We start from the raw sequence: 25,443 nt of genomic DNA, 5'->3' as shown, positions 1-25,443 counted from the left end.
ACACGGGGAGAGCCATGAATGACCAACAGCACTACGAGTGTGTCGGCGTCGGCGTCGGCCCTGCGAACCTGAGTCTTGCATCTCTGTTGCACGGTTGTCCGGGGCTGCCGAATCTCTTCCTTGAGAAGCGTGAGGAGTTCAGTTGGCATGATGGACAGCAGATCCCCGATGCGACCCTCCAGGTGTCCATTTTCAAGGATCTGGTGAGCCTGTCGGACCCGACCAGTCCCTTTTCGTTCCTGTCCTACCTGAAGGACAAAGGGCGGATCTACCACTTCATCAATGCTCAGTTCAGCGCGGTGCCGCGGCAGGAGTTCCGCAACTACCTGGAATGGGCGAGCCGGCGCAACCAGAACGTGGTGTTCGGCGAGGAGGTCGTGTCCGTCGACTTCGATGGCGTATTCGTTCTGCGTACCAACCGGCGCACTGTCACGGCGAACAACGTGTCGATCGGCATCGGCAGCCATGCCTGGGTGCCGGCGGCGGCCCGTGACCACCTCGGCCTCACTCAGTTCCACGTCAGCGAATTCGTGCCTCTCAGCCGCGACTTGGCGGGAAAGAGGGTCTGCGTGGTCGGCGGCGGCCAGTCGGGCGCCGAGGCGTTCCTCGACCTCATCTCGCGGCCGTCCGCCGAGCGGCCGCGCCGGGTCTCGTGGGTGTCGCGCCGCCGCAACTTCTACCCCATCGACGACTCGCCCTTCACCAACGACTTCTACATGCCCGGCTACTCGGACTACTTCGCCCGGCTGGACCAGGGGACGCGCGAATCGTTCAACCGGGAGCACGTCCTCACCAGTGACGGCATCTCCGAGAGCACACTCCGCGAGATCTACCAGCGTATCTACGCCGAGCGGTTCATCCACGGCAACACCGACCTGGTCTCGCTGTACCCGAACCGGAACGTGATCGCGGTCGCCGCCTCCGACAACGCGTGGTCGTTGAAGCTGTCCAACAGCAACCATCCGGCGGTCCTCGGGCAGGTCGACGCCGACGTGGTGGTCTGGGCGACCGGATTCCGCACCGCCGCGCCCGACTTCCTCGCGCCGATCGCGGACCGACTCGAGCGCGAGGGCGACGAGTACCGCATCGACAGTGATTTCGCCGTGAGATGGGACGGTCCTTCGGACCGAAGCGTCTTCCTCCAGAACGCGGCACTGCGACAGCGCGGACTGGCGGACAAGAACCTCAGCCTGCTCGCCTGGCGGAGCCAGCGGATCATCGACCGCGTTCGATGCGTGCGCAGCGACGATCCGGCACCTTCGTTCATCGAATGGTCGGCGAAGCTCAGCCCGGACGAGAGCGTGGGCTGAACCATGACACATGTCGACTTCGCAGTCGTGGGCGGCGGAATCATCGGGTGCACGATCGCACGGGAGCTGGTGCTTCGGGCTCCGAACGCCTCCGTGCTGGTGCTCGACCAGGACGCCGTCGGATCCGGAGCCAGCCGCCGCTCGGCCGGTCTGCACTTCCCCCGTGGCGCGACGGAGCGTGTCCGCCGCATGTCCGGCTACAGCCAGGCCTGCTACCGGGCTCTGCTGGACGCTGATCCGACTCTGCCGATCCACCCGGTTCCCATGCTGGTGGTGTCCGACCGCGCGAGCGCGGGCCAGGTGGAGGCGGCCTATCTCGACGAGGCCCGGATGTCCCGCGTGGACGCGCTGCCGGACTGGCTGCCGCCACTGTCGGACGAGACGGCGGCCTGGAAGGGCGAGGGCTGCCAGTACGCCGACGTCGGCGCACTGGCCCGAGCACTGGCCCGGTCGCTACGGCCGGGGACGAGTTTCCGGGACGGGGTCTGCGTCGCCGCCCTGGACCAGGCCGGGAACGGATACGAACTCGCGCTCGGCACCGGAGAACGCGTCACGGCCGACGCGGTCGTGCTCGCACCCGGCCCGTGGCTGGCCGCACCGGCCTGGCGGGAACGGCTCGCGCCCCTGGACGTCAGAGTGAAGAAGGTCGTGGCGCTGCACATCGAACAGCCGCCCGCGGCCGAGGACGGAGTCGTCGTCTTCCACGACGAGGACGCGTTCCTGCTCCCACTCCACGAGCAGCGGCGCTGGCTCTTCAGCTACACCAGCCAGGTCTGGGACGTCGACCCCGACCGGCTCACCGGCAGCGTCTCCGCGTCGGACCTCGCCGAGGCCCGAGAGGTGCTGATCCGCCGCGCCCCCCGCCTGGCCGACTCCGCCCGCAGCGGACGGGTGTTCTGCGATGCGTACAGCGCGGATCGGGAGCCTCTGGTGCGCGCACTGGACGAGGAGGGCCGACTGGTGTTCGCGGGTGCTGCCAACGGCTCCGGCTACAGGCTCGCACCCGCCATCGCCGCGGAAGCAGCACACCTGCTCCATACGGCCGTTCAGAACGTTTCCGAGCAAGGGAGCCACCCATGAACGTGAGCGTCTTCGCCACCGAGGAACTGCACCAGGCATTCGGCATCGAGATGAGCTCCGTGGAGTCGATGAGTGCCGGAGCCGGCTGGGGCCGGGTCGCTCCGGGCGGCACCTCCGATCCGCACCAGCACGACGAGACCGAGATGTTCGTCGTCGTCGCCGGAACCGGATGGGTGGCCTTCGACGGCCGGCGCATCCGGGTGGAGCCGGGAACGGTGTGCCAGTTCGAGCCGTTCGAGACGCACGTCATCGAGAACGACGGCGATGTCGACCTGGTCTTCTTCGACCTGTACTGGCGCGACCCGGCGCTCGCCGCCCGGACCGCGGCCGCGGGTGCCGCGCGCCGCCGATTCCCCGAGCGGCCGGTCTTCGTCTTCTCGACCCCGCCCACTCCCAACGGCGACCTCCACCTCGGCCATCTGTCCGGCCCCTACCTGGGAGCGGACGCCTACGTCCGGTTCCAGCGCATGCAGGGCACCGAAGCATGGCACCTGACGGGGAGCGACGACTTCCAGAGCTACGTGGTCGAGTGCGCCCGCCGCGAGGAGCGCGAACCGGCGCGGACCGCCGGGCACTACAGCGCCGAGATCGCCGCGACGCTCCGTCTGATGGACATCGAGGTCGACCAGTACACCGTGACCAACGAGGATCCCGGCTACCGGGACGGCCTGCGTGGGTACTTCTCGAAGCTGGTCGACTCGGGTGCGGTCGCCGTCCGGCAGACGGCCGCCCTGGTGGACGCGGAGACGGGCGCCTACCTCTACGAGGTGGACGTCTCGGGCGGTTGTCCCGGATGCGGCGGCGGCACCAGCGGCAACATCTGCGAAGAATGCGGCGAGCCGAACGTCTGCGTCGACCTGGTCGACCCGCGGAGCAGCCGGTCGGAGGCGCCGTCGAAGCAGCAGCCGGTCTCCCGCTTCGTCCTGCCGCTCCACGAGTTCGGCAAGGAGGTCGCCGATCACCACCGCCTCGGCCGGGTCCCGGCCCGACTCCGCGAACTGGCGGACCGGGTGTTCGCGCGTACCAGCCTCGACATTCCCGTGACGCACCCTTCGGACTGGGGCGTCGCACCCGCGGAGACGACCGTGGACGGGCAGGTGATCTGGGTCTGGCCTGAGATGTCCTACGGCTTCCTCCACGGCATCGAAGCCCTCGGCGGGCGTCTGGGCCGTGACTGGCGAGCCGTCGCTCCCGAGCAGGACTGGAAGTTCGTCCACTTCTTCGGCTACGACAACAGCTTCTACCATGCTGTGCTCTACCCGGCGCTCTACCGGTCGGCGTACCCGGCGTGGAATCCCGACATCGACTACCACGTCAACGAGTTCTACCTGCTGGAGGGCGGCAAGTTCTCCACCAGCCGACGCCATGCCGTCTGGGGCAAGCAGATCCTGCGCCCGGAGACCGTGGACGCGGTGCGCTACTACCTGTCGCTCACACGTCCGGAGCAGCAACGGACGAACTTCGAGCTCGAGGCGTACACGGAGACCGTCCAGAGGGTCCTGGTGGACGGCTGGCAGAGCTGGCTGAACGACCTGGGCGCACGGATCGCCGGGCAGTACGGCGGGATCGCCCCCGACGCCGGCGTCTGGACTCCCGAGCACACGGCGTTCCTCAACCGCCTGGGAATACGGCTCGCCGCTGTCGCCGACAGCCTCGGACAGGACGGATTCTCGCTGAACCGTGCGGCCGCCGAGCTGGACGGGATCGTCGTGGACGCTCGGCGGTTCGCCGAGGCAGAGGCACGGACGGCGCTGATCGCCGACTGGCACGACGAGGCCCGAACGGCCGTCGCGCTGGAACTGGCCGCGGCACAGCTGCTGGCACGCGCGGCCGCGCCGGTCATGCCGCGATTCGCCGCCCGACTCGCCGAGGCGCTCGGGACGGCCGACCTCTCGTCCTGGCCCTCCCAGGTCGAGCTGGTCGCGCCCGGGACCCGGATCAGCCTTGAGGACCAGTCCTACTTCGCGGCTCTGCCGTCGGACTGGCCGCTCGCCGCGGAGACCACGGGATGACGGACTCTGTGATCAACCGCGTGGTGGCGGGGCCTCCGGCTCCCGGCCACCGGATCTCGTTCCTCCGGCTCGGCAGCCGCAGGACGCTGGACCTGACCGAACTGTACGAACAGTCGGGCCGTGTCGCCGCCTACCTTCGGAGCCTCGGCGTCGAGTCCGGGGACCGGATCGGGATCCTGGCGGCCAACAGCCTGGAATGGGTCCTGCTGGACCTTGCCGCGCTGCGGCTCAAGGCCGTGGTCGCGGGTTTCGAGCCGGGCAAGTTCGCCGACGCCGGAGAGCTGGTGGCGCGCTACGGGCTCAAGGCTCTGTTCACCGACCAGGACGTGCCGGCGGGCGCGCCGGCGGCGGTCCGAGCCTTCGCCGACGTCACCGAGGCCGCGGGACGGACATGGACGGAGCTGCCCGAGCCCGTCGTGTACGAGCCCGAGGAGGTGACGACGATCAAGTTCACCTCCGGCAGCACCGGCGTGCCGAAGGGGCTCGGGGCCACCGTCGGCAGCATCGACGCGTCGATGCAGGCCGTGCAGGAGATCTTCGAGCACCGGGGCGGTGACAACCTCTTCGTCTTCCTTCCGCTGTCGCTGCTGCAGCAGCGGTACTGGGTCTACTCCGCCCTCTGCTTCGGCCACGATGCGACCGTCACCACGTACGAGGCGGCCTTCGCCGCGCTCGCGACGGCCCGGCCGACCGTGGTGATGGGTGTGCCGGCGTTCTTCGAGGCCGCCAGGCAGCAGATCAGCCAGGACGCCGCGCGCGCGGACGGCGTCACGCCGGACGCGGCGCGCCGCGCGGCCGCGCGGCGGCTGTTCGGCGATCGGATCCGCTACCTGTGGACGGGATCGGCACCGGCGGACCGGGAGGTGCTGCGCTACCTCACCGACGCGGGCCTTCCCATCTATGAGGGCTACGGGCTGAACGAGACGTGCATCGTCAGCAAGAACCACCCCGGTGCCCACAAGGAGGGCAGCGCGGGGCGGGTGCTGCCGGGGAAGCAGGTGCTGTTCGACGAGGACGGCGTGCTCCTGGTCCGCAGCGAGCATCCGGTGAACCGGCGCTACGAGTTCGCCGAGCCCGGCGACTCCGAGCGGATGTTCGTCGCGGACGGGGTGGTGCGCACCGGCGACCTCGGCTATGTGGACGAGGACGGCTTCCTGTTCATCCAGGGGCGCGCCGACGACGTCATCGTGCTCGGAAACGGCAAGAAGGTGATCGTCCGGCCGATCGAGGAGCACATGCGGACGAGTCCGGCGATCGAGGAGTGCGTGGTGTTCTGCCCCGCGCAGACGTCCCTGGTCGCGGTGGTCTCGCCGTCCTCCGACACGCCCGACCTCGAGGCGATCGCCGACCAGCTGGCCCGCACCAACGCCTCGTTCGGCCGTGACGAACAGATCCGCAAGGTCGTGGTCGCGAGCCCCCGGCCCAGCATCGCCAACGGAATGCTCACTTCGCAGTTCAAGCCGAGACGTCAGGCCATCTTCGCCGCCTTCCAGGCGGAGATCACGAACAACCAGGACGGTATCCATGCCCAGTGACATCGAGACCATCGCGCGGGAGAACCTGTCGGCCGCGCTCCAGTCGGCCGCGGATCCGCACGGGATCGACCCGGACGTCGCGTTGACCGACCACGGACTGACCTCGCTGCAGAAGGTCCTGTTCCTGACCCGGCTCTGCGAGGACCTCGCGGTCGACCTCGCGCATCTGACCGAGCGCGACGTCGCCGAGATGCGCACCCTCCACGACGTCGTCGACACCCTGTCGCGCTACGCGGGAAAGGCTGCCTAGAGTGAGTTGGGCGGAGCTGGCAGCGGCCACGCTGGAGAACGACCACGTGAGGCTGCGTCCGATCAGTCCCGAGGACCGCGAGTCGATCCACGGCATCGCGATGGACCCGGTGATCTGGCGCTACTTCGTGAGCCTCGTCGAGACCGAGGCGGACTTCGACGCCTTCTTCGAGGGCATGGTCGCCGACCACGCGGCGGGCAGGCGCGTGGTCTTCCACATCACCGACAAGACGACGGGGCGCTGCGCGGGGAGCATGAGCTTCGGCAACCTCTCGGAGGCGGACTCGCGCCTGGAGATCGGCTGGTCCTGGCTGGGCGTCGACTTCCAGGGCCGCGGCATCAACCGCTGGGCCAAGTACCTCCTGCTCGAGCACGCCTTCGAGACCCTGGGTGCCGAGCGCGTGGAGTTCAAGACGGACCGGCTCAACGTGCAGGCCCGAGCGGGCCTGCGCAACATCGGCGCGCTGGAGGAGGGCGTCTTCCGCAGCTTCAACCCGATGCCGGGCGGCAGGCGCCGGGACGCGGTCTACTACAGCGTGGTGCGCGGCGAGTGGCCCTGGCTCAAGGGCGAGCTGGCCGCTCACGCGAAGGTGACCCGTCAGGACATGGTGGTGTGACCGGCGGAGCGGGCATCACCCATCTGCGTCTCCGCGGCGATCCGCACGAGGTCGGCCGACAGCACGGCGCTGCTCTCGCAGGTCCGTTGCGCGGCTTCGTCGACGACTCGCTCTGCCGTCTCGACCTGCTTCTGGACGAACAGGTCACGATGTCCGGGCTCGAACCGGTGCTGTCCGCGTTCGACAAGGTGATCACGGCGGAGCTGCCACGGCTCGCGGACGAGATCACCGGACTCGCCGACGGGATCGGAATCCACCGCGACCAGGCGCTGCTGCTGCAACTGCGCCGGGAGATCCTGGGCTACCGGAAGATCCCGGCGCGAGGCGACTGCACCACCTATGCGAGGGCCGGTTCCCATCCGGTCCTGGCCCAGACGGTGGACCTCAACGGCGACCTGGACGATCAGATCAGCGTCCTCGACGTCCGGCTCACAGGTTCCCCGCGCGGGGTCCTGGTGCTCAGCTTCGCGGGCCTCCTCGGCTATCTGGGCGTCAACAGCGACGGCCTGGCCGTGGGCCTCAACCTGGTCCTCGGCGGCGACTGGAAACCCGGAGTCCCGCCGTACCTGGCCATTCGCCACGTGTTGGACTCGGCTGCCACCGTCGATGAGGCGGTCGAGTGCCTCCGCGGTCTCCCGTTGGCCAGCTCACGGTCGTTCATGCTCTGCGACGCGGGCAAAGCGGTCTGGGTGGAGGCTCTGGACGGCGGGTTCCGGTGCTTCGAAGCCCAACAGGCCGAGCACACCAACCACTTCCTGCACCCCGAGTTCGAACCCTTCGACGAGATCAACGTCTTCGCGCGGAACTCCTCACGCCGAAGGCTGGAGGCGTGCCGCGCCGGTCTCGCCGCGATGGCACCGGCCGCAGGGGTGGAGGAGCATTTCGCTTTGCTCTCGGTCCCTCCCATCCGAGTTGTCGGAACCGGTGACATCCGGTACGAGCGCACCGTGGCTGCGGCCGTCGCTCTGCCGGGGAGCGGCCGGTTGTACATCAGGCCGGGTGATCCCGCCGCATCTGTCACCAGGGAGTTCACCTTTGCGGACCCGGACCGCCGCACTGACGGCTCTCCCCGAGCGGGCGCAGATGATGCGGGGTGACGCCGAGGGTGCCGAGATGTCGGTCCCTCTTGATCTTTTCGAACTCCGACGGGCGGGAACATGAACGTGCTCGATGACGAGAACGGGCGATTCGTCGTCCTTGTGAACCACGAGGATCAGCTCACGACAGCCCTCGAGGGACGCGCGTCAGAAGCTTTTCCGGAAGGGAACCTGTCATGAAAGCAGGTACTGCCATCAGCGTCGCCGGGATCGATGCCGGGATCGACGTCGACGATCTCTCCAGCCTGCTGATGATCAGGCACTTCGAGCAGACCGTGCTGGACCTGTTCGCGCGCGGGCTGCTCAACGGCACCACGCACACCTGCCTCGGCCAGGAGTACGTGCCCGTGGCCCTGGGGCCGCTGCTGGCCCCGGACGACTTCGTGTTCAGCAACCACCGCGGCCACGGACACTACCTGGCCCGCTTCGACGACCCCGAGGGCCTGCTGGCCGAGATGACCGGCCGCGAGGGCGCCGTCTGCTCGGGCGTCGGCGGCAGCCAGCACATCTTCCGGGGCACCTACCTGTCCACCGGGGTGCAGGGCGAGAGCCTGCCGGTGGCCGTGGGCACGGCCTTGTGGTTCCAGCGGACCGGCAAGCCCGGGATCGCCGTGGCCTACATCGGCGACGGCACCTGGGGCGAGGGCGCCGTCTACGAGGCGTTGAACCTGGCCGCGCTGTGGCGGCTGCCGCTGCTGGTGGTCGTGGAGAACAACGGCATCGCGCAGACCACGCCGACCGCGCGCGCCATGGCCGGCGACATCGCCGGGCGGGCCGCGGCGTTCGGAATCGCCCATGTGTCCGTGACCGGCAGCGACGTCGCCGCGATCCGCGCGCGCCTGGCACCGGTGGTCGAACGGACGCGCGCCGGCGGCGGGCCGGTCGTCGTGGAGTTCGCGACCCACCGCCTCGGCCCGCACAGCAAGGGCGACGACACGCGCTCCGCCGCCGAGGTCGCCGCCGAGCGGGAGCACGACTGGCACGACGCCTATCGGCGCCTGGACCCCGACCTGTTCGCCAAGGTCGAGGACGAGCAGCGGACGCGGATCGCCGAGGCCGTGGACCGGGTCCTGGCCCGTCCGGCCTCGGTGTGGGAGAGGGGCTGAGCCGTGGAGCGTGTCGCTGAGAACCTGAACCGGGCGCTGCACGCGGCCTTCGCCGCCGACCCCGACCTGTTCCTGCTGGGGGAGGACGTCGCCGATCCGTACGGCGGCGCCTTCAAGATCACCAAAGGGCTGTCGTCGGGCTACCCCGACCGGGTCCTGAGCACGCCCATCAGCGAGCAGTCGCTGGTGGGCGTGGCCAACGGGCTGGCGCTGTCCGGCGGGCGCGCCATCGTCGAGATCATGTTCGGCGACTTCGCCACCTTGGCCTTCGACCAGATCGTCAACTTCGCGGCCAAATCGGTCGCGATGTACGGCCGCCGCGTCGAGGTCCCGGTGATCGTGCGCTGTCCCACCGGCGGGCGGCGCGGGTACGGCCCGACCCACAGCCAGAGCCTGCAGAAGCACTTCATCGGCGTGCCGCACCTGTCGGTGCACGAGATCTCGCCGTTCCACGACAGCACGGCGCTGCTGGCCGGCCTGCTCGCCGATGGCGAGCCGGCCGTCCTGTTCGAGGACAAGGTGCTCTACACGCAGCCGATGCACGAGCCGGGGACGGACGGGCCGTTCGTCGCCGATTTCCCGTTCGGAGCCGCCGGCCCGGCACGGCTGCGGGCGTCGGACGGCGACGACGCGGCCGACTGCGTGATCATCGCGCCCGGCGGCGTGGCCCGGCGGGCGCTGGCGGCGGCCGGGACGCTGTTCGCCGAGCACGAGATCACCTGCGAGGTGATCGTTCCGACCCGGTTGTACCCGTTCGACGTGGAGCCACTGCTGCCCGCCCTGGCCGGCACCGAGGTCGTGTGCCTGGTCGAGGACTGCGCCGCCGGCGGCACCTGGGGCTCGGAGGTCGCCGCGCGCGTCTATGCGCGGCTGTGGGGCCGGCTGCGGCGCCCGGTCGTGCTCTGCAGCGCCGAGGCCGAGGTGATCCCGACCGCCGCACACCTGGAACAGACCGTGCTCCCCCAAGCTTCTGACATCCACCGCGCCATCTGGGAGGCGTTGCATGCGTGAACTGCTGCTGCCGAAGTTCAACAACAACGACGAGGGCTGCGTCCTGGTCGGCTGGACGGTCGACGACGGCGCCGCGGTGTCCGCGGACGCGGTCGTCGCCGAGGTCGAGACTGCCAAGGCCCTGGAGGAACTCGTCGCGGACGCGGACGGCGTCCTCCACCGGCTCGTCGAGGCCGGAGCGCGCTGCGAGTTCGGGCGGCCCGTGGGGCTGCTGTTCGACAGCCGCCAGGAACGGGACGACTACCTGGCGAGCCTGGCGGCCGCCGTCGTGACCGCCGCACCCGAGGGCGAGGGCGAGGACCGCGATGGCGGCCCGGACCTGATCCTCAGCGACGCCGCGCGCACCCTCGCCCAGGATCGCGGCATCCGGACCGAGCAACTGCGTACGCTCGGCAAGCGGGTGGTGAAGGCCTCCGATGTCCAGCGGCTCATCGACCAGGGGGTCATGGACCAGGGGGCGGCGTGCGCGGCGGCTGGGGCGTCCGCGGCGTCCGCGGACGCCGTCGTCGTCAGCCTCAGTCCGCGCCAGCGCGCGGTGGCCGCCGTCGTCAGCGAGGCGCACCGCACGATCCCGGCCGCCTTCGCCGCGATCGCGGTCGACCTGACAGCGTTCCGCGCCACCCGCGGCGGCGCCCCATACGGACTGGTCGAGCTCCTGGTCAAGGCCATTGCCGCCCGCCACGCCGACTTCCCGCTGTTCTTCGCCACGCCCGGTGCGGACCACACCCTCTCCCTCGCGTCGGCCGCCAACGTCGGGGTCACCGTCGACGTCGGGACCGGGCTGTTCATCCCGGTGCTCAAGGACGCCGCCCGCCGTCCGATCGGCGACCTGGCCGACGACCTCATGGACTTCCGAGTCAGCGCCCTGCGGCAGAACTTCCGCGGGGACGCGTTCGCCGACGAGGCCATCACCCTCTCGCTGCACAACGATCCGGACATCATCCTGGCCGCGCCGATCGTCCATCCGGGCCGCACCTGCGTCGTGACCTTGTGCGCCGAGCGGAGCGAAGTCGCGCTGACCGAGGACGGTACGCCGTTCACCCGGCCGGTCACCACGGTCGCGGCCACCTACGACCACCGCTATCTCAACGGCCGTGACGCGGTCCGCTTCCTCACCGCGGTGAAGCAGGACCTGGAGACCGCCGACGGCATCGCCCGGCTCGCGGGCTGACGGGAGGACGACGATGCCACTGCCGCTCGTCGACGCCCCTGTGGACCTCCGCGCGCTGCGCGCCGCCTACCAAGCAGCCGACGACCCGGCGTCGGCCGGTTGACGGATCGGGATCGCGGCCGGCTACACAGCCGACCCGATCCTGCCCTACCTCGGCGCGGCGCTCGCCGGGACGCTCGGCTGCCCGACGTTCCACGTCGCGCCGTACGATCAGATCGTCCGTGCGTGCCTCGACCCGGGCAGCGGGCCGGCCGGGGCCGGTCTGGACGTGCTGGTGGCCCCGCAACGCCTGGAGCAACTGCAGGACGGTGCTCGGACCGACGGACTGCTCGACGTCGGCTGTCCTGGTCGAAAACTCCATCACCGGCCCTGACCAGGTGGTTCATGCAACTGGTTCGTCGTCGGATCCGGTCGGCCGGCGAGGGGAACGGGATGACGTTCGCCTCGCCGTTCCATGCGCGGAGCCTGAGCCCTTCGCCTTGGTGGCTGCGCCCGGCGTTGTCGTGCTCGACATACTCGCCCAGGACCAGGCGCAGATGGCGTTTCGCTACAGCCGCGCCCGGAAACGGGCCGGTACCAGCCAAAACAAGTTGATCAAGAAAGGCCGTAAACTCCCGCTCGGCGTGGGTCGGCCACTCGGCCGACAGCCGGCATTTCGGCGGGTCGGCCCCGGCGCGGGCACGGTGGATCCGCACCCTGGCCGGACGACCGCGGCGGCATGGGAAGGACCAGGGTCAGATCGTGCGCCGGTCCGGCGCGTCGGCGCCGCACGCGTCCTGCAGTCGCTTGAGATAGGTCAAGCCGGTCATGACCTCGTCCGTCGGCAGTCCGAAGTCGATGAGACACGCGATCTCGTCCACGCCGAGCTCCGCGAGCCGCGCCACGACCTGCTCGCCCTTGTCGACCGAGCCGAGCAGGCCGACGTTGTCGAAGTAGTGCTCGAAGGCCCGCTCGACGAGCATGTCGATCTCGTCCGGCTCCAGGTCTCCGGTGCTGAGGTCCGACGTCAGGATGAGCCCGAGTGAGCTGCGCATGTAGTCGCTCAGCGACGGCCGGACCAGCTCTCGGACCCTGTCGGTGTCCTCGCCGAGGTACGTGTGCACCATCACCGCGACGTGGCCCGGCCAGCCGGCGTCGGCCGCGGCCTTCCGGTACTCGGCGATGTTGTGCGCCAGCTGTTCGGGACTCTGGCCGAGCAGGTGGGTGAGGAGCCCGGCTCCGATCCGGCCGGCGCTCCGGAAGGTCTCGACGTCGCCGACACTGGCGATCCAGATCGGCAGGTCGGTCTGGACCGGCGGCGGGAACGACCGCACCTGCACCGGGTTCCCCGCGCCGTCGGTGACCTCGATCGCCTCGCCGCGCCACAGGGCACGCACCTGCTCGATCCGCTCGTACATCTCCGTCCGGCGGTTCGTGTAGGCGGCCGGATTCAGGGCGAAGTCGACGGCGTGCCAGCCGGAGGCGAAGGACACCCCGACTCGGCCCCGGGAGATGTTGTCCACCACAGACCACTCCTCGGCGATCCGCAGCGCGTGGTGCAACGGTGCCACGACGCTGCCCGCCCGGATCTTGACACGCTCCGTCGTCGCGGCGATCGCCGCACTGGTCACCGAGGGGTTCGGATAGGTCCCACCGAAGGGGTGGAAATGGCGTTCCGGGGTCCACACCGCCGCCAAGCCGTTCTCGTCGGCGAAGCGGGCGCCTTCGAGCAACAACCGGTACCGGTCGGCCTCGGCGCCTCCGCTGTCGTTGGCAAAATAGAAGAGGCTGAGATCCATGGTGCGTTCTCCCCAGCGGATACGGTTCGGAGTCGGGGGTGTGTGGCGAATATCGGTCAGTAAATGCGCCCGCTCCTGATTCATAGCACCCTCGTTCTACGCGGACACACTCACCGCGGACCGCGGTGGAAAACGGCCGACGGAGTGTTGTCTCGCCGGCGAGACAAGCGCACGATGGACACGTCCTTCGGGAAATCAGGTTTCGTTCACACAGGAGAGCCGTGGCCAATCCGTTCGAAGACGAGGAAGGCGTTCATCTGGTCCTGGTCAACGGCGAGGAGCAGTACTCGCTGTGGCCGGCGTCCCATGCCGTGCCCGCCGGCTGGTCGGTCGCGCACGACGCGGACACGCGGGCGAACTGTCTTGAATACGTGTCCGCACACTGGTCGGACATGCGGCCTGCCAGCCTGCGAGAGCTGACCGATGAAGTGCGAGAGGTGGACAGGTGACGGTCGAGAGCGGGTTCCGTAACCCCATGGACGAGCTGGTGGTCGGCAAGGTGCGGGAGCTTCTGGGGAACCCGGACATCGGCATCGGTGACGACTTCCTGGCCGTCGGCGGCAACTCCATCATCGCCGTCCGCCTCGGCCAGGCCCTCCGCCAGGAGCTCGGGATATCCCGGATCACGGGCGTCATCCTCAAGCACCCGCTGCTCAGCGACCTCAGCGACGTGCTGAGCGAACTGGTCGGCGAGGCGTCCTGACCATGTCGTGACCGTCGCGTTTGGGCGGTGTCCCGGGTGCGACGCCGCCGTGACGCGACCGACGGCGCGCGTGGCTTCGGGACGGAACGTGGATCCGCCGCTACCCCGGTGACTGGGTTCTGGGGTTCGATTCCTCGTGCCAGGCAAGTCGCATCAGCATCAGGAGACCGAGACGGAAAGCCTGTCTCGCCGGCAAGACATCGAGCCGATGTCACCTTGCGGTGGACGGTGTCCCGGCCCATATGTTCATGGTTCGGTGATAGCGCCCTCGGTCAACGGCGCTTCGACCTCTTCTGGAAATCGGCGTCATCTTATTCCAGCCCGTTGGATGTCGTCGCGGGCTCACGTGGCTGACTTTTTCCAGACTTGATAGATCGGTTGGAGTTCCTTCGTGCCCGGAATGCCGTACAACAATGTTCAGGTCATGTCGGATTCGGACGGTGATTCCTCGACCGGAGGTCATTCCCGAACGGTCGCCGCATCGTGGGCGCAGCGACGGTTGTATTTCTCCCGGATCCTGCGACCAGATGACACCGCCGACATCCGGAAGGCTGTGCTGAGCGTCGGTGGCGACCTCTCCATCGACCGCCTCGAGCGGGCGCTCATGGTGCTGTACCGCCGGCATGGCACGCTCCGCACGACGTACCTCGAGCGGAACGGCGAAGTCCTTCAGGTGGTGCCAGACGGCGACGCATGCCGCGTCGCGGTCGAGGTCGTCGAGGCCGAGCTGCTCGACGCCTTCCCGATCACGGCGAACGGCAAGTCGGATCGCCGGGCGTCGGCGGAGCGGATGGCGTCGAGCGATCAACCGGCGGCCGTCAAGCCGTCGGGTGCCGGGCCGTCGAGCGCGGAGGCTGCCGTCGCATCGCCGGCCGACACTCGGGGCCGGCAGCTGTGCGAGATCGTGGCCGATGTCCTGGACCTGCCGGAGGCGGGTCTCGACGACGACTTCTTCGCCCTCGGCGGGACGCCGCTGCTCGCCATGCAGCTGACCAGCCGGGTCCGCAGCGTCATGGGGTGCGAGTTGAGCGTCCGCGTGGTCTTCGACGCGGCGTCGCTGCGGGACATCGCGGCGCGGCTCGGGGCCGCCGAGAGCAGTGCCCGGCCGGCGCTGCGGCGCAGGGGGGCCTCGTGACGGCGGCCGGAACCCGGCCGCGGACCGGGTTCCTGTTTCCAGGGCAGAGCTCTGAGTACGTCGGCATGGGCGTCGAGCTCCATCGCGAGCACCCGTTGTTCCGCGCGGCCATCGACCGGCACGCCGATCAGTTCCGACGGCTCACCGGCGTCGGTCCGCTCGACGTGTTCGCCGACCCGGCCGCCCAGACTCGGGCCGAGCTGCTCCAGCCCGCGGTCTTTCTGCTGCAGGTCGCGTTGGCGGAGTTCTGGGCCTCGTGCGGGGTGCGGCCGGACGCGGTGGTCGGCCACAGTGTCGGCGAATACGCGGCCGCCTGTGTGGCGGGGGTGTTCGGCGTCGAGGAAGGGCTCGAACTCGTCAGCGCCCGCGGCCGGGCCTTCGCGGCCGTGCCCGGCGCCGGCCGGATGGTCGCCGTGGGCGGTCCTGACCCGGCGGAGCTGGAACGCCTGGTCGCGGCACACGGCGGCGCGGCGTCGGTGGCCGCGTACAACGCTCCGGAGCGGATCGTCGTCTCGGGAACCGACACGGCGATGGGGGAGTTGGCGGCCGCGTTCGAGCGGCGAGGCTGGCTGACGATCCCGCTGGAGACCACCCATGCCTTCCACTCGACGCTGGTCGCCCCGGCCGTCCCGGAGCTGGTCGCGGCGGCGGGCCGGATCCGGCACCGGACCCCGGCCGTGCCGCTGGCGCTGAACCTCACCGGGGGCTGGGCCTCGGGAGGGGAGCTCGGCGCGGAGTACTGGGGCCGGCAGCTCACCTCACCGGTCAGGTTCATGGCGGGAGTCCGGGCACTGATGGACGGCGGCTGCACGGTCTTCCTGGAGGTGGGGCCCGGACGGACGCTGACCACGGCCGGCCGGGCGCAGAGCGACGGGAGTGAGCTCTGGCTGGCGGGGTTGCCGCCTCGGACACCGGATTCGGTGACGGTCTTGGAGCACCTGACTCGGTTGGAGGAGGCGGGGATCCCGGTCGACTGGGTGAGGTATCACGCGCCGTTCCGTGCGATGGGGCGGACGGTCGGTGATCGGCCGGGAGCGGATCGGCCGGCTCCGGCGCCGTCCACCGAGCTGCCGTTCCGGATCGAGCGGGTCGTGATCCACGAGTCGGCGAGCGCTGCGGGGTCGGGAGTCGCGGTGGTCCGGCACCGGGTGGGTGAGACGGCGCGAGAGGTCGTCGACGTCTCGGTCGTCGACGACGCCGGCCGGCCGGTCGTCGAGGTCTTCGGGCTCGAGCTCGGGGCGGGGACCGGTGAGGAGGCGGGCGGGCCGGACCAGCTCTCGCCCGAGGAGTTCGGAGCGGCTGTGGGCCTCGCTCGCCACGCTGACCGAGGACCAATTGCACGCCCTCCTGCCTCTGTGGGCAGGCCCAGGCGCTTCCACACCCGTCGGATCGACCGAGGAGTGACACCCATGACTGACCACGACCTCCGGAAGAAACTGGAGGCGGCGCTTCGGGCACGGGCCGGACAGGCGCGCACCGAGCATCCGCTCTCGTACGCGCAGAGCTCGATGTTGATGCTGCATCAGATGGACCCGGACAGCGCGTCCTACAACGTCGCCCTCACCGCACGGTTCACCGGCGGATTCGACTCCGCCGCGTTCCACTGCGCGCTGCAGTCGCTCGTCGGGCGGCACGCGGCGCTGCGCACCACCTTCAGCCGGGCGGGCGCCGACGACGGGGACGGCCCCGCGGGCCGTCAGACCGTCCACGGCTGGCTCGAACCCGACTTCGCCGAGCTGGACGCGCATCAGTGGACTGACGGAGAACTCCAGGAGGCGGTGCGAGCCGCCTATCGCGAGCCGTTCGCCCTCGTGACCGGGTCTCCCCTTCGAGCGCGGGCATACCGGGTGGCGCCCGGAGAAGCGGTCGTTCTGCTGGCAGCCCACCATGTGGTGTGCGACTTCTGGTCGCTCGGCACCATGCTGGCCGAACTCGAGCAGCTCTACGCCGCCGAGGTCGAACGGCGCCCGGCGGGGCTGTCGGGGCGCAACAATCCGTACAGCGACTTCGTCGCGTATCAGCGTGAGCTGATCGCCGACGATCGGGGTGCCCGGGCCCGCGCCTACTGGCACTCCCAGCTGTCCGGTCAGTTGGAGCTGGCCGAATGGCCCCGGTTCGATCTGGACCCGGCGGACGCCGACGGCGGCGATCAGCTCGTGTTCCCCATCCCCGCGGACCTCGCCGCCGACGTGTTCGCGCTGGCCAAGGCGGAAGCGGTCACGCCCTACGTGGTACTGCTGACGGCCTTTCAGGTCCTGGTCGGCCGCTACACCGGCCGGCGTGACGTGCTCGTCGGGAGCCCGTTCGCCGGCCGCACCGACCCGGCGCTGGCCGAATGCGTCGGGAACTTCGTCAACTCCGTCGTGCTGCGCGCAGACCTGAGCGACGCGGTCTCGTTCCGCGAGCAGCTCGGCCGGACCCGCCGTACCGTCGCCGAGGCGTTCGAGCACCAGGACTATCCGTTCGAGCTGCTCGTCAGCGAGCTGGCGCCGCGCCGGGCGGACGGCCGCAATCCGATCTTCCAGGCGATGTTCATCTACCAGAAGTCCGGCCGGCATCCGGCGCACGCCGCCCTCCACGTGGCCGACGAGGGCGCGTCCCCGGCCGCCTGGGCCGGACTGTCCACGGCGCCGTTCCCGCTGGCCAAGCAGGACGACCAGTTCGAGCTCACCCTCGAGGTCGTCCACGACGGCGACCGGCTCGTCGGAGTGCTCAAGTACCGCAAGTCCGTCTTCTCCGCCGCCGCGGCCGGCCGTGCCGCCGAGCACTACGCGACGCTGTTGCGGGCCGCGGTCGCCGGCCCGGACCGCGGTGTGGCGGAGCTGCCGATCCTGACCGAGGCCGGGCACGACGCCGACCGGCACCCCGTGCCGGTGTCCGTCGCACCGGACGACAGCCTGGCGGCCCGCTTCCGGCAGGCCGCGGAGCAGCACGCCCATCGAACGGCAGTGCGCTGCGATGGCGACCAGCTCACGTATGCCGAGCTCGACGAGCTGGCCGGGCGCTGGACGGCCCGGCTGCGGGCCGAGGGCGTCGGGCCGGGCAGCCGGGTCGCCCTCCTGCTCGCGCCCTCCCTCGACACGGTGGCCGCGATCGTCGCGGTCCAGCGGGCCCAGGCGGCCTACGTGGTCCTGGACCCGTCCTGGCCCGCGGCATGGTGCCGGACGGTGCTCGAGGACAGCGGAGCGCACGTGGTGCTCACCCAGCCGGACCTGGCCGGTCTGCTGGACGGTGCCGCGGTGCCGGTCCTGGTCATGCCGGAGACCGAGCTGCCGCCGGCCGGCGAGCCCGGCGATCTGCCGCGAGCCGGCGACGTGGCCTACACCGTCTACACCTCCGGCTCGACCGGGACGCCCACGGGGATCGACGTCGAGCACGGCAATGTCCTGACGCTGCTGGAGTCGATGCGTGAGCACGTCGTCATCGACGAGACCGCGGTCGGGGCGTTCTTCCACCCGGCCGGTTCCGATCTGTCGCTGTGGGGCACCTTGCTGGCCGGGGCGTGCCTGGTCGTCGTGCCGTCGGGGGCGGCCCGATCGCCTGACCTCTTCCACACGCTGCTCGTCGAGGAACGGGTCACACACATGGTCCAGGCCCCCTCCGCCCTGCACGGCCTGTCCGCCGTGGTCCGGCGGACCGGGACCCAGGGTCTGGCGCTGAGGCACGTCTTCTCGTGTGGCGAGCCTCTGCCCGCGCCGCTCGCCCGGACCGTCCGCGAGTGGTGCGGGACGCTGTGGAACATGTACGGCCCGGCCGAGACCACGGTCTGGGCCACCGCGCAGCCCGTCCGGCCCGAAGACTGCGCGGGAACCAGCGTGCCGGCCGGACTCCCGCTGGCCAACGCCCGGGTCCACGTCCTCGACGAGCACGGGCAGCCCGTGCCGCCGGAGTTCACCGGCGAACTGCACATCGGCGGACAGTGCGTCAGCCGGGGTTACGTCAACCAGTCGCAGCTGACGAAGGAACGCTTCCTCGACAGCCCGCTCGAGCCGCAGGGCCGGCTGTACCGCACCGGCGATCTGGCGCGGGTCAACACCCGGGGGCAACTGGAAATCCTGGGACGTGTCGACAACCAGGTGAGGATCAGCGGGTTCCGGGTCGAGCTGGAAGGCGTGGAAGCCCGGCTGGACGAGGTGCCCGGTGTCAGAAGGTCGACGGCGTTGGTCGTCGGCGCGGGCGTCGACGACAGCCGCCTCGTCGCCTGCGTGATTCCCGAGCCGGGGTGGAACTTGACGGAAAGCGCCCTGAGAGCGGAGTTGCGTTCCACGCTGCCGCCTTACATGGTGCCCACCGCGATCGGGTTCTTCGACGCGTTCCCGCTCGACGCCGGTCAGAAGGTCGACCGCGTGCGACTGGCCGAGCAGTTCGCGAGCGTGGCCGCTCGAACCGGCGCCGCCGTGGCGCCGAGCGACCGCGAGCGCCGGGTGACGGCCGTCTGGCAGCAGGTGCTGCAGCGCCAGGACATCGGCCGCGAGGACAACTTCTTCGATCTCGGCGGAAACTCCATGCTGCTGCTGCAAGTCTACGAACTGCTCTCCGGCGACGCCGCGGACCCGCCGTTGAAGGGGTCCGAGCTGTTCCGCTATCCGACCGTGGCCAGTCTGGCCGCGCGCCTCGGCCGGGCCGATGCCGCGCCCGCCGCCGTCGGCGGCGGCGGGGGCCGCGACCGGGATCGGACGTCGAGCCGACGCATCCGACTGGCGGACGACACGGTCCGCGGCGCGCGCCTGCGGGCCCGGGAACGGGGAGGGAAGAATGCCTGACGCCGACGAGATCGACGTGACGATCCGGTCGAACGACGTGGCCGTGATCGGGATGTGCGGCCGGTTTCCCGGCGCCCCCGACCTGGACGCGTTCTGGAGCCGGCTGCGGGCCGGGGACGAGCTGCTGACCACCTGCACCGACGACGAACTCGTCGCGGCCGGTGTGCCCGAGCGGGTACTCCGCGATCCGCGTTACGTCCGGCGAGCGGCCATCCTGCCCGACGCCTTCGACTTCGACCCCGAGTTCTTCGGCTATACCCGGCGCGAGGCGAAGCTGATCGATCCCCAGCAGCGGATCATGCTGGAGGTCGCGTGGGAACTGCTCGACACCATCGGCTACTCCGGCGGGGCCGACGGTCAGGCGGTCGGGGTGTTCGCCGGCGCGGCGATGAACACGTACCTGACGAACGTCGTTGCCCGGTCCTGCGACCTGCTGACCTACGACGGCATCGAGCTCATGGTCGCCAACGACAAGGACTATCTGACCACGCGGATCTCCTACAAGCTGGGCCTGAAGGGGCCGAGCGTCGCCGTGCAGACCGCCTGTTCGACATCGCTGGTCGCGGTGCACGTGGCCGCGCAGAGCCTGATCGCGGGGGAATGCGACATCGCGCTGGCCGGCGGCGTCTCGGTGATCGCCAACGCGTATCCGGGCTATGTGTACCGCGAGGGGATGATGTTCTCCCCGGACGGCCGGTGCCGTCCCTTCGACGCGGACGCCGACGGCACCACGTTCGGCGACGGCGTCGGCCTGGTGGCCCTGAAGCGGCTGGCCGAGGCGATCGAGGACGGCGACCGGATCCTGGCCGTGCTGAAGGGATCGGCGGTCAACAACGACGGGTCCGACAAGATCGGCTACACCGCCCCGAGCGTCGAAGGGCAGCGGGCGGTGATCGGCGAGGCGCACGCGGTCGCCGGGGTGGACAGCGGCACCATCACGTACGTCGAGGCGCACGGGACCGCGACCGCCCTGGGCGACCCCATCGAGTTCACCGCTCTCAGCGAAGCCTTCGCCGACGGCGGCGCCCAGCCCGGGCAGTGCGCGCTGGGCTCGGTCAAGGCGAATGTCGGGCACCTGGCCGCCGCCGCCGGGATCACCGGGTTCATCAAGACGGTGCTGGCCCTGCGGCACCGGGAGATCCCCGGCCACCCGACCTTCACCCGGCCCAACCCGGAGATCGAGCTGGCCGGCAGCCCGTTCCACATCAACACTCGGCCGATGGCATGGCAGCCGGGCCCGACCCCGCGGCGGGCCGCGGTCAGCTCGTTCGCCATCGGCGGCACCAACGTGCACGTCGTGCTGGAGGAGGCGCCACCGCTGCCCGCGCGGCCGACGCCGGACGCCGGTCCCCGGCTGCTCGCGGTGAGCGCCAGGAGCGACCGGGCGCTGCGTGAGCTGGCCGGCCGGTTGGCCGACGTGCTGGCGCGGCCGGACGCCCCCGACCTCGCCGACGCCGACTACACGCTGCTGGCCGGCCGGCGCGGGTTCGCGCATCGCCGCGCGGTCGTCGCGGACGACCACGCCACCGCCGTGGCCGGACTGCGGGCGATCGCCGCGGGGGCCGCGGCGGCGCCGACGGCGGAGGCAGCCCCGGCCGTGTCGTTCCTGTTCGGCGAGGTCCCGGTCGAGGATTTCCGGGTGCTGGCCGAGCGGGTGCCGGCCGTGGCCGACATCGCGCAGCGGTCCATCGACGGCGCCCTGATCCGTGCGCAGAGTCCGCCGGCCGCGCGGGTGACCGCCGGACTGGTGCTCGCGACGCTGTGGGCCGAATCCGGCGCGCGGCCCGACGCGGTCGGCGGCGCCGGAGCCGGTGAAGTCCTCGCGGCCTGCTTCAGCGGGGTCCTCGACGAGACCGAGGCGCTGGCCCTGCTGTCCTGGCGGGCCGGGCTGCTCGACGGCCCGCCGGAGGTGCGACCGCGGGTCCCGCGCGTCCCGATCCTGTCGGCCGTCGTGGGCGGCGAGCTGCCGGAGTCGCGAGCCCTCGACCCGCTGCACTGGACTCGGGACGTGTGGGAGGGCGGCCGGCTGGCCGAGGCCTTCGGGGGCCGGACCGCGGACGGGGCGACGGTGGTCGTCATCGGAACCCCGGCTGAACCGCTGCCGGGGGACTTCGGCCCGGACGGCGGCTCCGAGTCGTCGCCGGTGGCGCGGCTGCTCCACGACGCGGCCCGACTGTGGACGGCGGGTGTGCCGGTGGACTGGTCGGACTGGTCCGGCCAGGAGCCCCACCGGGTCCCGCTGCCGGCACATCCGCTGTATCGCAGCAGGCTGCGGCTGGACGAACCGGACCAGGCGCCGCCGGCGGCCCCCGCCGGCCCGCCGCGCGGCGAGGAGCTGAAGCGGCTGCTGGCGAAGCTGTGGACCGAGGTGCTGCGCACCGAGGTCGACCGCTACGACCAGAGCATCTTCGACATCAACGACGACTCGGTGCTCGCCGTGCGGCTCGCCCGCCGGATCGGGACGGAGCTCGGCGTCCCCCTGCCGACGATCGATCTGCTGAAGAACCCGACGATCGACCGCCTGGCGGCGCACCTGGCCAGGGTCGGCTGACGTGAATCACGAGGAGAACACCGTGGAGCCACTGCTCCCAGAGGTCGTCGCGATGGTCGGCGGCTATTTCGACATCCGGCCGGACGCGCTGGATCCGGACGTCTCGTTCGCCGAACTCGGTGCGGACTCGATGGCGCTGCTCGGCATGCTGCGGCTGGTCGAGGAACGCTTCGGCTGCAAGGTCTCGCTCCGGCAGCTGCTCGGCGACATCCAGACGCCTGCGGCGCTGGCGGCGCACCTGGCGGCGAATGCGTCGGCCGGGACGCCGCCGGAGGCTGCGGCGACCCCGGCCACCGGTGCTGTGATCGCCGCGGCCGTCGACGTGCCGCAGACCCTCGCACCCGCGCCGGTGGCGCCGGTTTCGGCCGACACCGTGTCGGCGCCCGGAACCACGACGGCAGTCGAGCGGCTGATCACCGAACAGTTGGCCGTCATGCGAAGCCAGCTCGAACTCCTGGCGGGCGGTGCCGCCTCGGGCGCCGGACCGGTCGTCGTCGAACCGGCGCCCGCAGCCCGGCCGGCAGGGCGACCGGCCTCATCCCGGCCGGCCGCCCCGCTCGCACCCGGTGCGCGCGGCGGAGCCGGCCTGGCGGAGTCGGAAGAGCGTGCCCGGTATCTCAAGGTCCTGGCCGAGCGGTTCGGCAGCAGGACGAAGGGCTCGAAGGAGTTCGCCCAGCGGTTCCGCCCGCTGATCGCCGACAGCCGCTCGTCCATCGGATTCCGGCCGACGACCAAGGAGATGCTGTACCCGATCGTCGCCGAACGCGGGCAGGGCGCGCGGCTGTGGGACATCGACGGCAACGAGTACGTCGACCTCACCCTGGGTTGGGGCGTCCACCTCCTCGGGCACAACCCGCCCGCCGTCATGGCGGCCCTGCGCGAGCGGCTGGACCTCGGCTACGTCATCGCCTCGCGCACCGAGGTGGTCGAGGAGGTCGCCGCCGGCCTGATCGAACTCACCGGCATGGAGCGGGTCGCCTTCCTGAACACCGGCACCGAAGCGGTCATGACCGCCCTGCGCATCGCCCGGACCGCGACCGGCCGCGACGACGTCGTGGTCTTCTCCACCGCCTACCACGGTCACGCGGACAGCGTGCTGGCCGCGGCCTCCTCCGAGAACGGTGTGCGGACCACCCGGCCGATCACCTCGGGCATCCCGGCGCGCGCGGTGGAGAACGTGCACGTGCTCGAATTCGGCACCGACGAGGCCCTGGAGTTCATCGACAGGCACGGTCCGCGGCTCGCCGCGGTGATGACCGAGCCGGTGACCCTCCGCACCCCCGGAGTGCAGAACCCCGAGTTCCTGCGCCGGGTTCGGGAGATCACCCGGCGGCACGGCACGAAGCTGATCTTCGACGAGATGGTGACCGGTTTCCGCTGCCACCCGGCCGGTGTCCAGGGGCTCTACGGCATCGAGGCCGACCTGGCCACGTACGGCAAGATCATCGGCGGCGGCATGCCGATCGGTGTGATCGCCGGCCGGGGCGGGATCATGGACACGATCGACGGCGGCGTGTGGGACTTCGGCGACGACTCCCGCCCGACCGCGGAGTCCACCTTCTTCGCCGGCACGTTCAGTCAGCATCCGATGACCATGGTGGCGGCCCGGGCGGTTCTGGACCACCTTCGCGGCGAGGGCCCGGCCCTGCAGCGGGACCTCGATCGCAAGACCGAGGTGTTCGTCGACCGGCTGAACGCCGACTTCCGCGAGCTCGACGTGCCGATCGGGGTCCGCCGGTTCTCCTCGTTCTTCCGGTTCGAGCACGAACAGAACATGGACCCCCTGTACTTCAACCTGCTCGACCGCGGAGTGTTCGTCTGGGAGCTGCGTAACTTCTTCCTGTCCACGGCGCACGAGCAGGCCGACCTCGACCACATCCGGGCAGCGGTCCGCGACTCGGTCACCGAGCTGCGGGAGCACGGTGTGCTCGGCCCCGGCCGGGCGGCCCCGGCCGGGGCCGTGGTGCCGCCGCCCGCGCCGCGCAGCACCCTCGCGCAGCGGCAGCAGGCGGCACTGGACGAGGGCGGCGTGCCGGCGTACCAGATGTCCGTCGGCTTCTGGCTGGACGGCCGGCTGGACCGGGACGCGCTGCGCGGCGCCGTGCAGGGCCTGGTCGAGCGGCACGAGACCTTGCGGACCACGCTCGCTGCCGACGGCGTGACGCTCGTCGTGCATCCTGCCGCGGAGACGGTGCTGGACGAGGTTCTGACCGAACACGTCTGCCCGGATGACGACGACCTCGACCGCTTCCGGCAGTCCTGGGCCGAGCAGCGGCTCGACCTCGCGGCCGGGCCGGTGTTCCGCGCCGCGATCGTGCAGACCGCTCCGGAGCGGCATCTGCTGCTGATCTCCGGGGCGCACGCCGCGGTGGACGGCTGGTCGTTCAGCGTCCTGGTCGACGACCTCGTCGCGCTGTACAACGCCGGCTGTCAGGAAGTCCGGCCCCTGCTGCCGCCCGCGGCACAGTTCCGGGACTACGCCGCGTGGCACGAGCGGGTCGTCGGCGGCCCCGACGCCGCCGAGCACCGGGACTACTGGCGCACTCTGCTCCAGGGCGCGGCGGCTCCGGAGCTGCCCGGGTCCGGAACGTCCGGGCCCTTCCCCTACAGGGCCGTGCGGCACAGCGTCCGGCTCGACTCCGAGTTCTGCGACCGGATGCGCGACACCGCCCGAGAGCAGGGCGCGACGGTGTTCGCCTACCTGGTCGCGGCCTGGGGCGCCGTGCTGCACCAGGTGACGGGGCAGGACGACATCGTCGTCCCGGTCCTGGCCGCCCGCCGCCCGCCGGAGCTGGACCAGGTGGTCGGGTACTGCTCGAACCTGCTGCCGCTGCGTCTGCGACGGACGGCGGACGTCCTGGCCGCGGACTACGTGGCCGAGGTCATGGAACACCTCGTGACCGGGCTCGAGACCCAGGACCATCCGTTCGCCGACCTGATCGTGGAGCTCGCGCCCGGAAGCGGCTTGCGCGCCGACCTGCTCGCGACGTCCATCTCGTTCTACCGCCGCGTGGCGGCGCCCCCGATGGACGGGCTCACGGTGTCGGATGCCGACCCGCTGCCGGTCATTCACACCGGCCACCCCCTGGCGCTGAACATCATCGAGGGCGCGGACGGCTTCCGGTGCGACTTCGAGATCGCGACGGACGTCGTCGCCCCCGACCTCGCCGCCGACGTCGCGCGCCGCTACCAGAACCTGCTCGCCGGCCTGGTCGCGCACGGCGAGCGCCCACTGGCCCAGCTGGACCGGACCGACCATGACGACCTCTGAGCACCACCTCCGACACGACCACATCAGCCCTCGGACATACGGGAGCCGCAAGAC

17 protein-coding genes are annotated in these 25,443 nt (G+C 70.8%); 16 read left to right on the top strand and 1 reads right to left on the bottom strand.

Annotation, left to right across the window (positions count from 1 at the left end):
• The first annotated feature begins 14 nt into the window (after positions 1-14).
• From ACZ7P3_RS35105 to ACZ7P3_RS35060, 10 genes are all read left to right on the top strand, one after another.
• Positions 15-1,310 carry a lysine N(6)-hydroxylase/L-ornithine N(5)-oxygenase family protein gene (locus ACZ7P3_RS35105; protein ID WP_472087913.1) on the top strand — a complete coding sequence of 432 codons (1,296 nt, stop codon included), beginning with the start codon at positions 15-17 and terminating at the stop codon, positions 1,308-1,310.
• Between the two features lie 3 nt (positions 1,311-1,313).
• Positions 1,314-2,390 carry an NAD(P)/FAD-dependent oxidoreductase gene (locus tag ACZ7P3_RS35100; RefSeq protein WP_472087911.1) on the top strand — a complete coding sequence of 359 codons (1,077 nt, stop codon included), beginning with the start codon at positions 1,314-1,316 and terminating at the stop codon, positions 2,388-2,390.
• Positions 2,387-4,402, top strand: a complete 2,016-nt coding sequence (locus ACZ7P3_RS35095) for a class I tRNA ligase family protein (protein WP_472087909.1) — start codon at positions 2,387-2,389, stop codon at positions 4,400-4,402. Before ACZ7P3_RS35100 ends, ACZ7P3_RS35095 begins: the two co-directional genes overlap by 4 nt.
• Complete coding sequence (locus ACZ7P3_RS35090; protein ID WP_472087907.1) at positions 4,399-5,937, top strand: AMP-binding protein; 1,539 nt, start codon at positions 4,399-4,401, stop codon at positions 5,935-5,937. Before ACZ7P3_RS35095 ends, ACZ7P3_RS35090 begins: the two co-directional genes overlap by 4 nt.
• Positions 5,927-6,187 (top strand): phosphopantetheine-binding protein, encoded by a 261-nt coding sequence (locus tag ACZ7P3_RS35085; RefSeq protein WP_472087906.1) that lies wholly within the window; start codon positions 5,927-5,929, stop codon positions 6,185-6,187. The genes ACZ7P3_RS35090 and ACZ7P3_RS35085 overlap by 11 nt, the downstream gene beginning before the upstream one ends.
• A 1-nt stretch (position 6,188) precedes the next feature.
• Positions 6,189-6,803: a GNAT family N-acetyltransferase gene (locus tag ACZ7P3_RS35080; protein ID WP_472087905.1), complete on the top strand. Its 615-nt coding sequence runs from the start codon at positions 6,189-6,191 to the stop codon at positions 6,801-6,803.
• On the top strand, positions 6,800-7,900 hold the full coding sequence (locus tag ACZ7P3_RS35075) for a C45 family autoproteolytic acyltransferase/hydolase (protein ID WP_472087904.1): 1,101 nt from the start codon (positions 6,800-6,802) through the stop codon (positions 7,898-7,900). Before ACZ7P3_RS35080 ends, ACZ7P3_RS35075 begins: the two co-directional genes overlap by 4 nt.
• Before the next feature lie 176 nt (positions 7,901-8,076).
• Positions 8,077-9,006, top strand: coding sequence for a thiamine pyrophosphate-dependent dehydrogenase E1 component subunit alpha (locus ACZ7P3_RS35070; RefSeq protein ID WP_472087902.1), 930 nt, complete (start codon positions 8,077-8,079; stop codon positions 9,004-9,006).
• Positions 9,007-9,009: 3 nt separating this feature from the next.
• On the top strand, positions 9,010-10,017 hold the full coding sequence (locus ACZ7P3_RS35065; RefSeq protein ID WP_472087901.1) for an alpha-ketoacid dehydrogenase subunit beta: 1,008 nt from the start codon (positions 9,010-9,012) through the stop codon (positions 10,015-10,017).
• A complete protein-coding gene (locus tag ACZ7P3_RS35060) occupies positions 10,010-11,188 on the top strand; it encodes a 2-oxo acid dehydrogenase subunit E2 (RefSeq protein ID WP_472087900.1) in 1,179 nt (392 codons plus the stop codon). The genes ACZ7P3_RS35065 and ACZ7P3_RS35060 overlap by 8 nt, the downstream gene beginning before the upstream one ends.
• Positions 11,189-11,922: 734 nt before the next feature.
• Here ACZ7P3_RS35060 and ACZ7P3_RS35055 read toward each other — a convergent pair.
• Positions 11,923-13,050, bottom strand: a complete 1,128-nt coding sequence (locus ACZ7P3_RS35055; protein WP_472087899.1) for a MupA/Atu3671 family FMN-dependent luciferase-like monooxygenase — start codon at positions 13,048-13,050, stop codon at positions 11,923-11,925.
• A gap of 137 nt (positions 13,051-13,187) precedes the next feature.
• On the opposite strand from ACZ7P3_RS35055, the gene ACZ7P3_RS35050 reads away from it, so the two are divergent.
• The 6 genes from ACZ7P3_RS35050 to ACZ7P3_RS35025 all read left to right on the top strand — a co-directional run bounded on the left by ACZ7P3_RS35050 (position 13,188) and on the right by ACZ7P3_RS35025 (position 25,389).
• The gene (locus ACZ7P3_RS35050) at positions 13,188-13,415 is read left to right on the top strand and encodes an MbtH family protein (protein ID WP_472087898.1); all 228 of its coding nucleotides are present in this window, start codon (positions 13,188-13,190) and stop codon (positions 13,413-13,415) included.
• Positions 13,412-13,669, top strand: a complete 258-nt coding sequence (locus ACZ7P3_RS35045) for a phosphopantetheine-binding protein (protein WP_472087897.1) — start codon at positions 13,412-13,414, stop codon at positions 13,667-13,669. Before ACZ7P3_RS35050 ends, ACZ7P3_RS35045 begins: the two co-directional genes overlap by 4 nt.
• 400 nt (positions 13,670-14,069) lie before the next feature.
• Positions 14,070-14,804: a phosphopantetheine-binding protein gene (locus ACZ7P3_RS35040; RefSeq protein WP_472087895.1), complete on the top strand. Its 735-nt coding sequence runs from the start codon at positions 14,070-14,072 to the stop codon at positions 14,802-14,804.
• Between the two features lie 65 nt (positions 14,805-14,869).
• The gene (locus tag ACZ7P3_RS35035) at positions 14,870-19,567 is read left to right on the top strand and encodes an amino acid adenylation domain-containing protein (protein WP_472087894.1); all 4,698 of its coding nucleotides are present in this window, start codon (positions 14,870-14,872) and stop codon (positions 19,565-19,567) included.
• Positions 19,560-22,118 (top strand): type I polyketide synthase, encoded by a 2,559-nt coding sequence (locus tag ACZ7P3_RS35030; protein ID WP_472087892.1) that lies wholly within the window; start codon positions 19,560-19,562, stop codon positions 22,116-22,118. Before ACZ7P3_RS35035 ends, ACZ7P3_RS35030 begins: the two co-directional genes overlap by 8 nt.
• Positions 22,119-22,140: 22 nt before the next feature.
• Entirely contained in the window at positions 22,141-25,389 is a 3,249-nt protein-coding gene (locus tag ACZ7P3_RS35025) for an aminotransferase class III-fold pyridoxal phosphate-dependent enzyme (protein ID WP_472087891.1), read from the top strand.
• Positions 25,390-25,443: the final 54 nt, after the last annotated feature.

The sequence above is a fragment of the Streptomyces sp. NPDC107581 genome (assembly GCF_055657175.1).
Note: the sequence above shows the minus strand (reverse complement) of the source record. Positions and strands in the feature narration are given on the sequence as shown.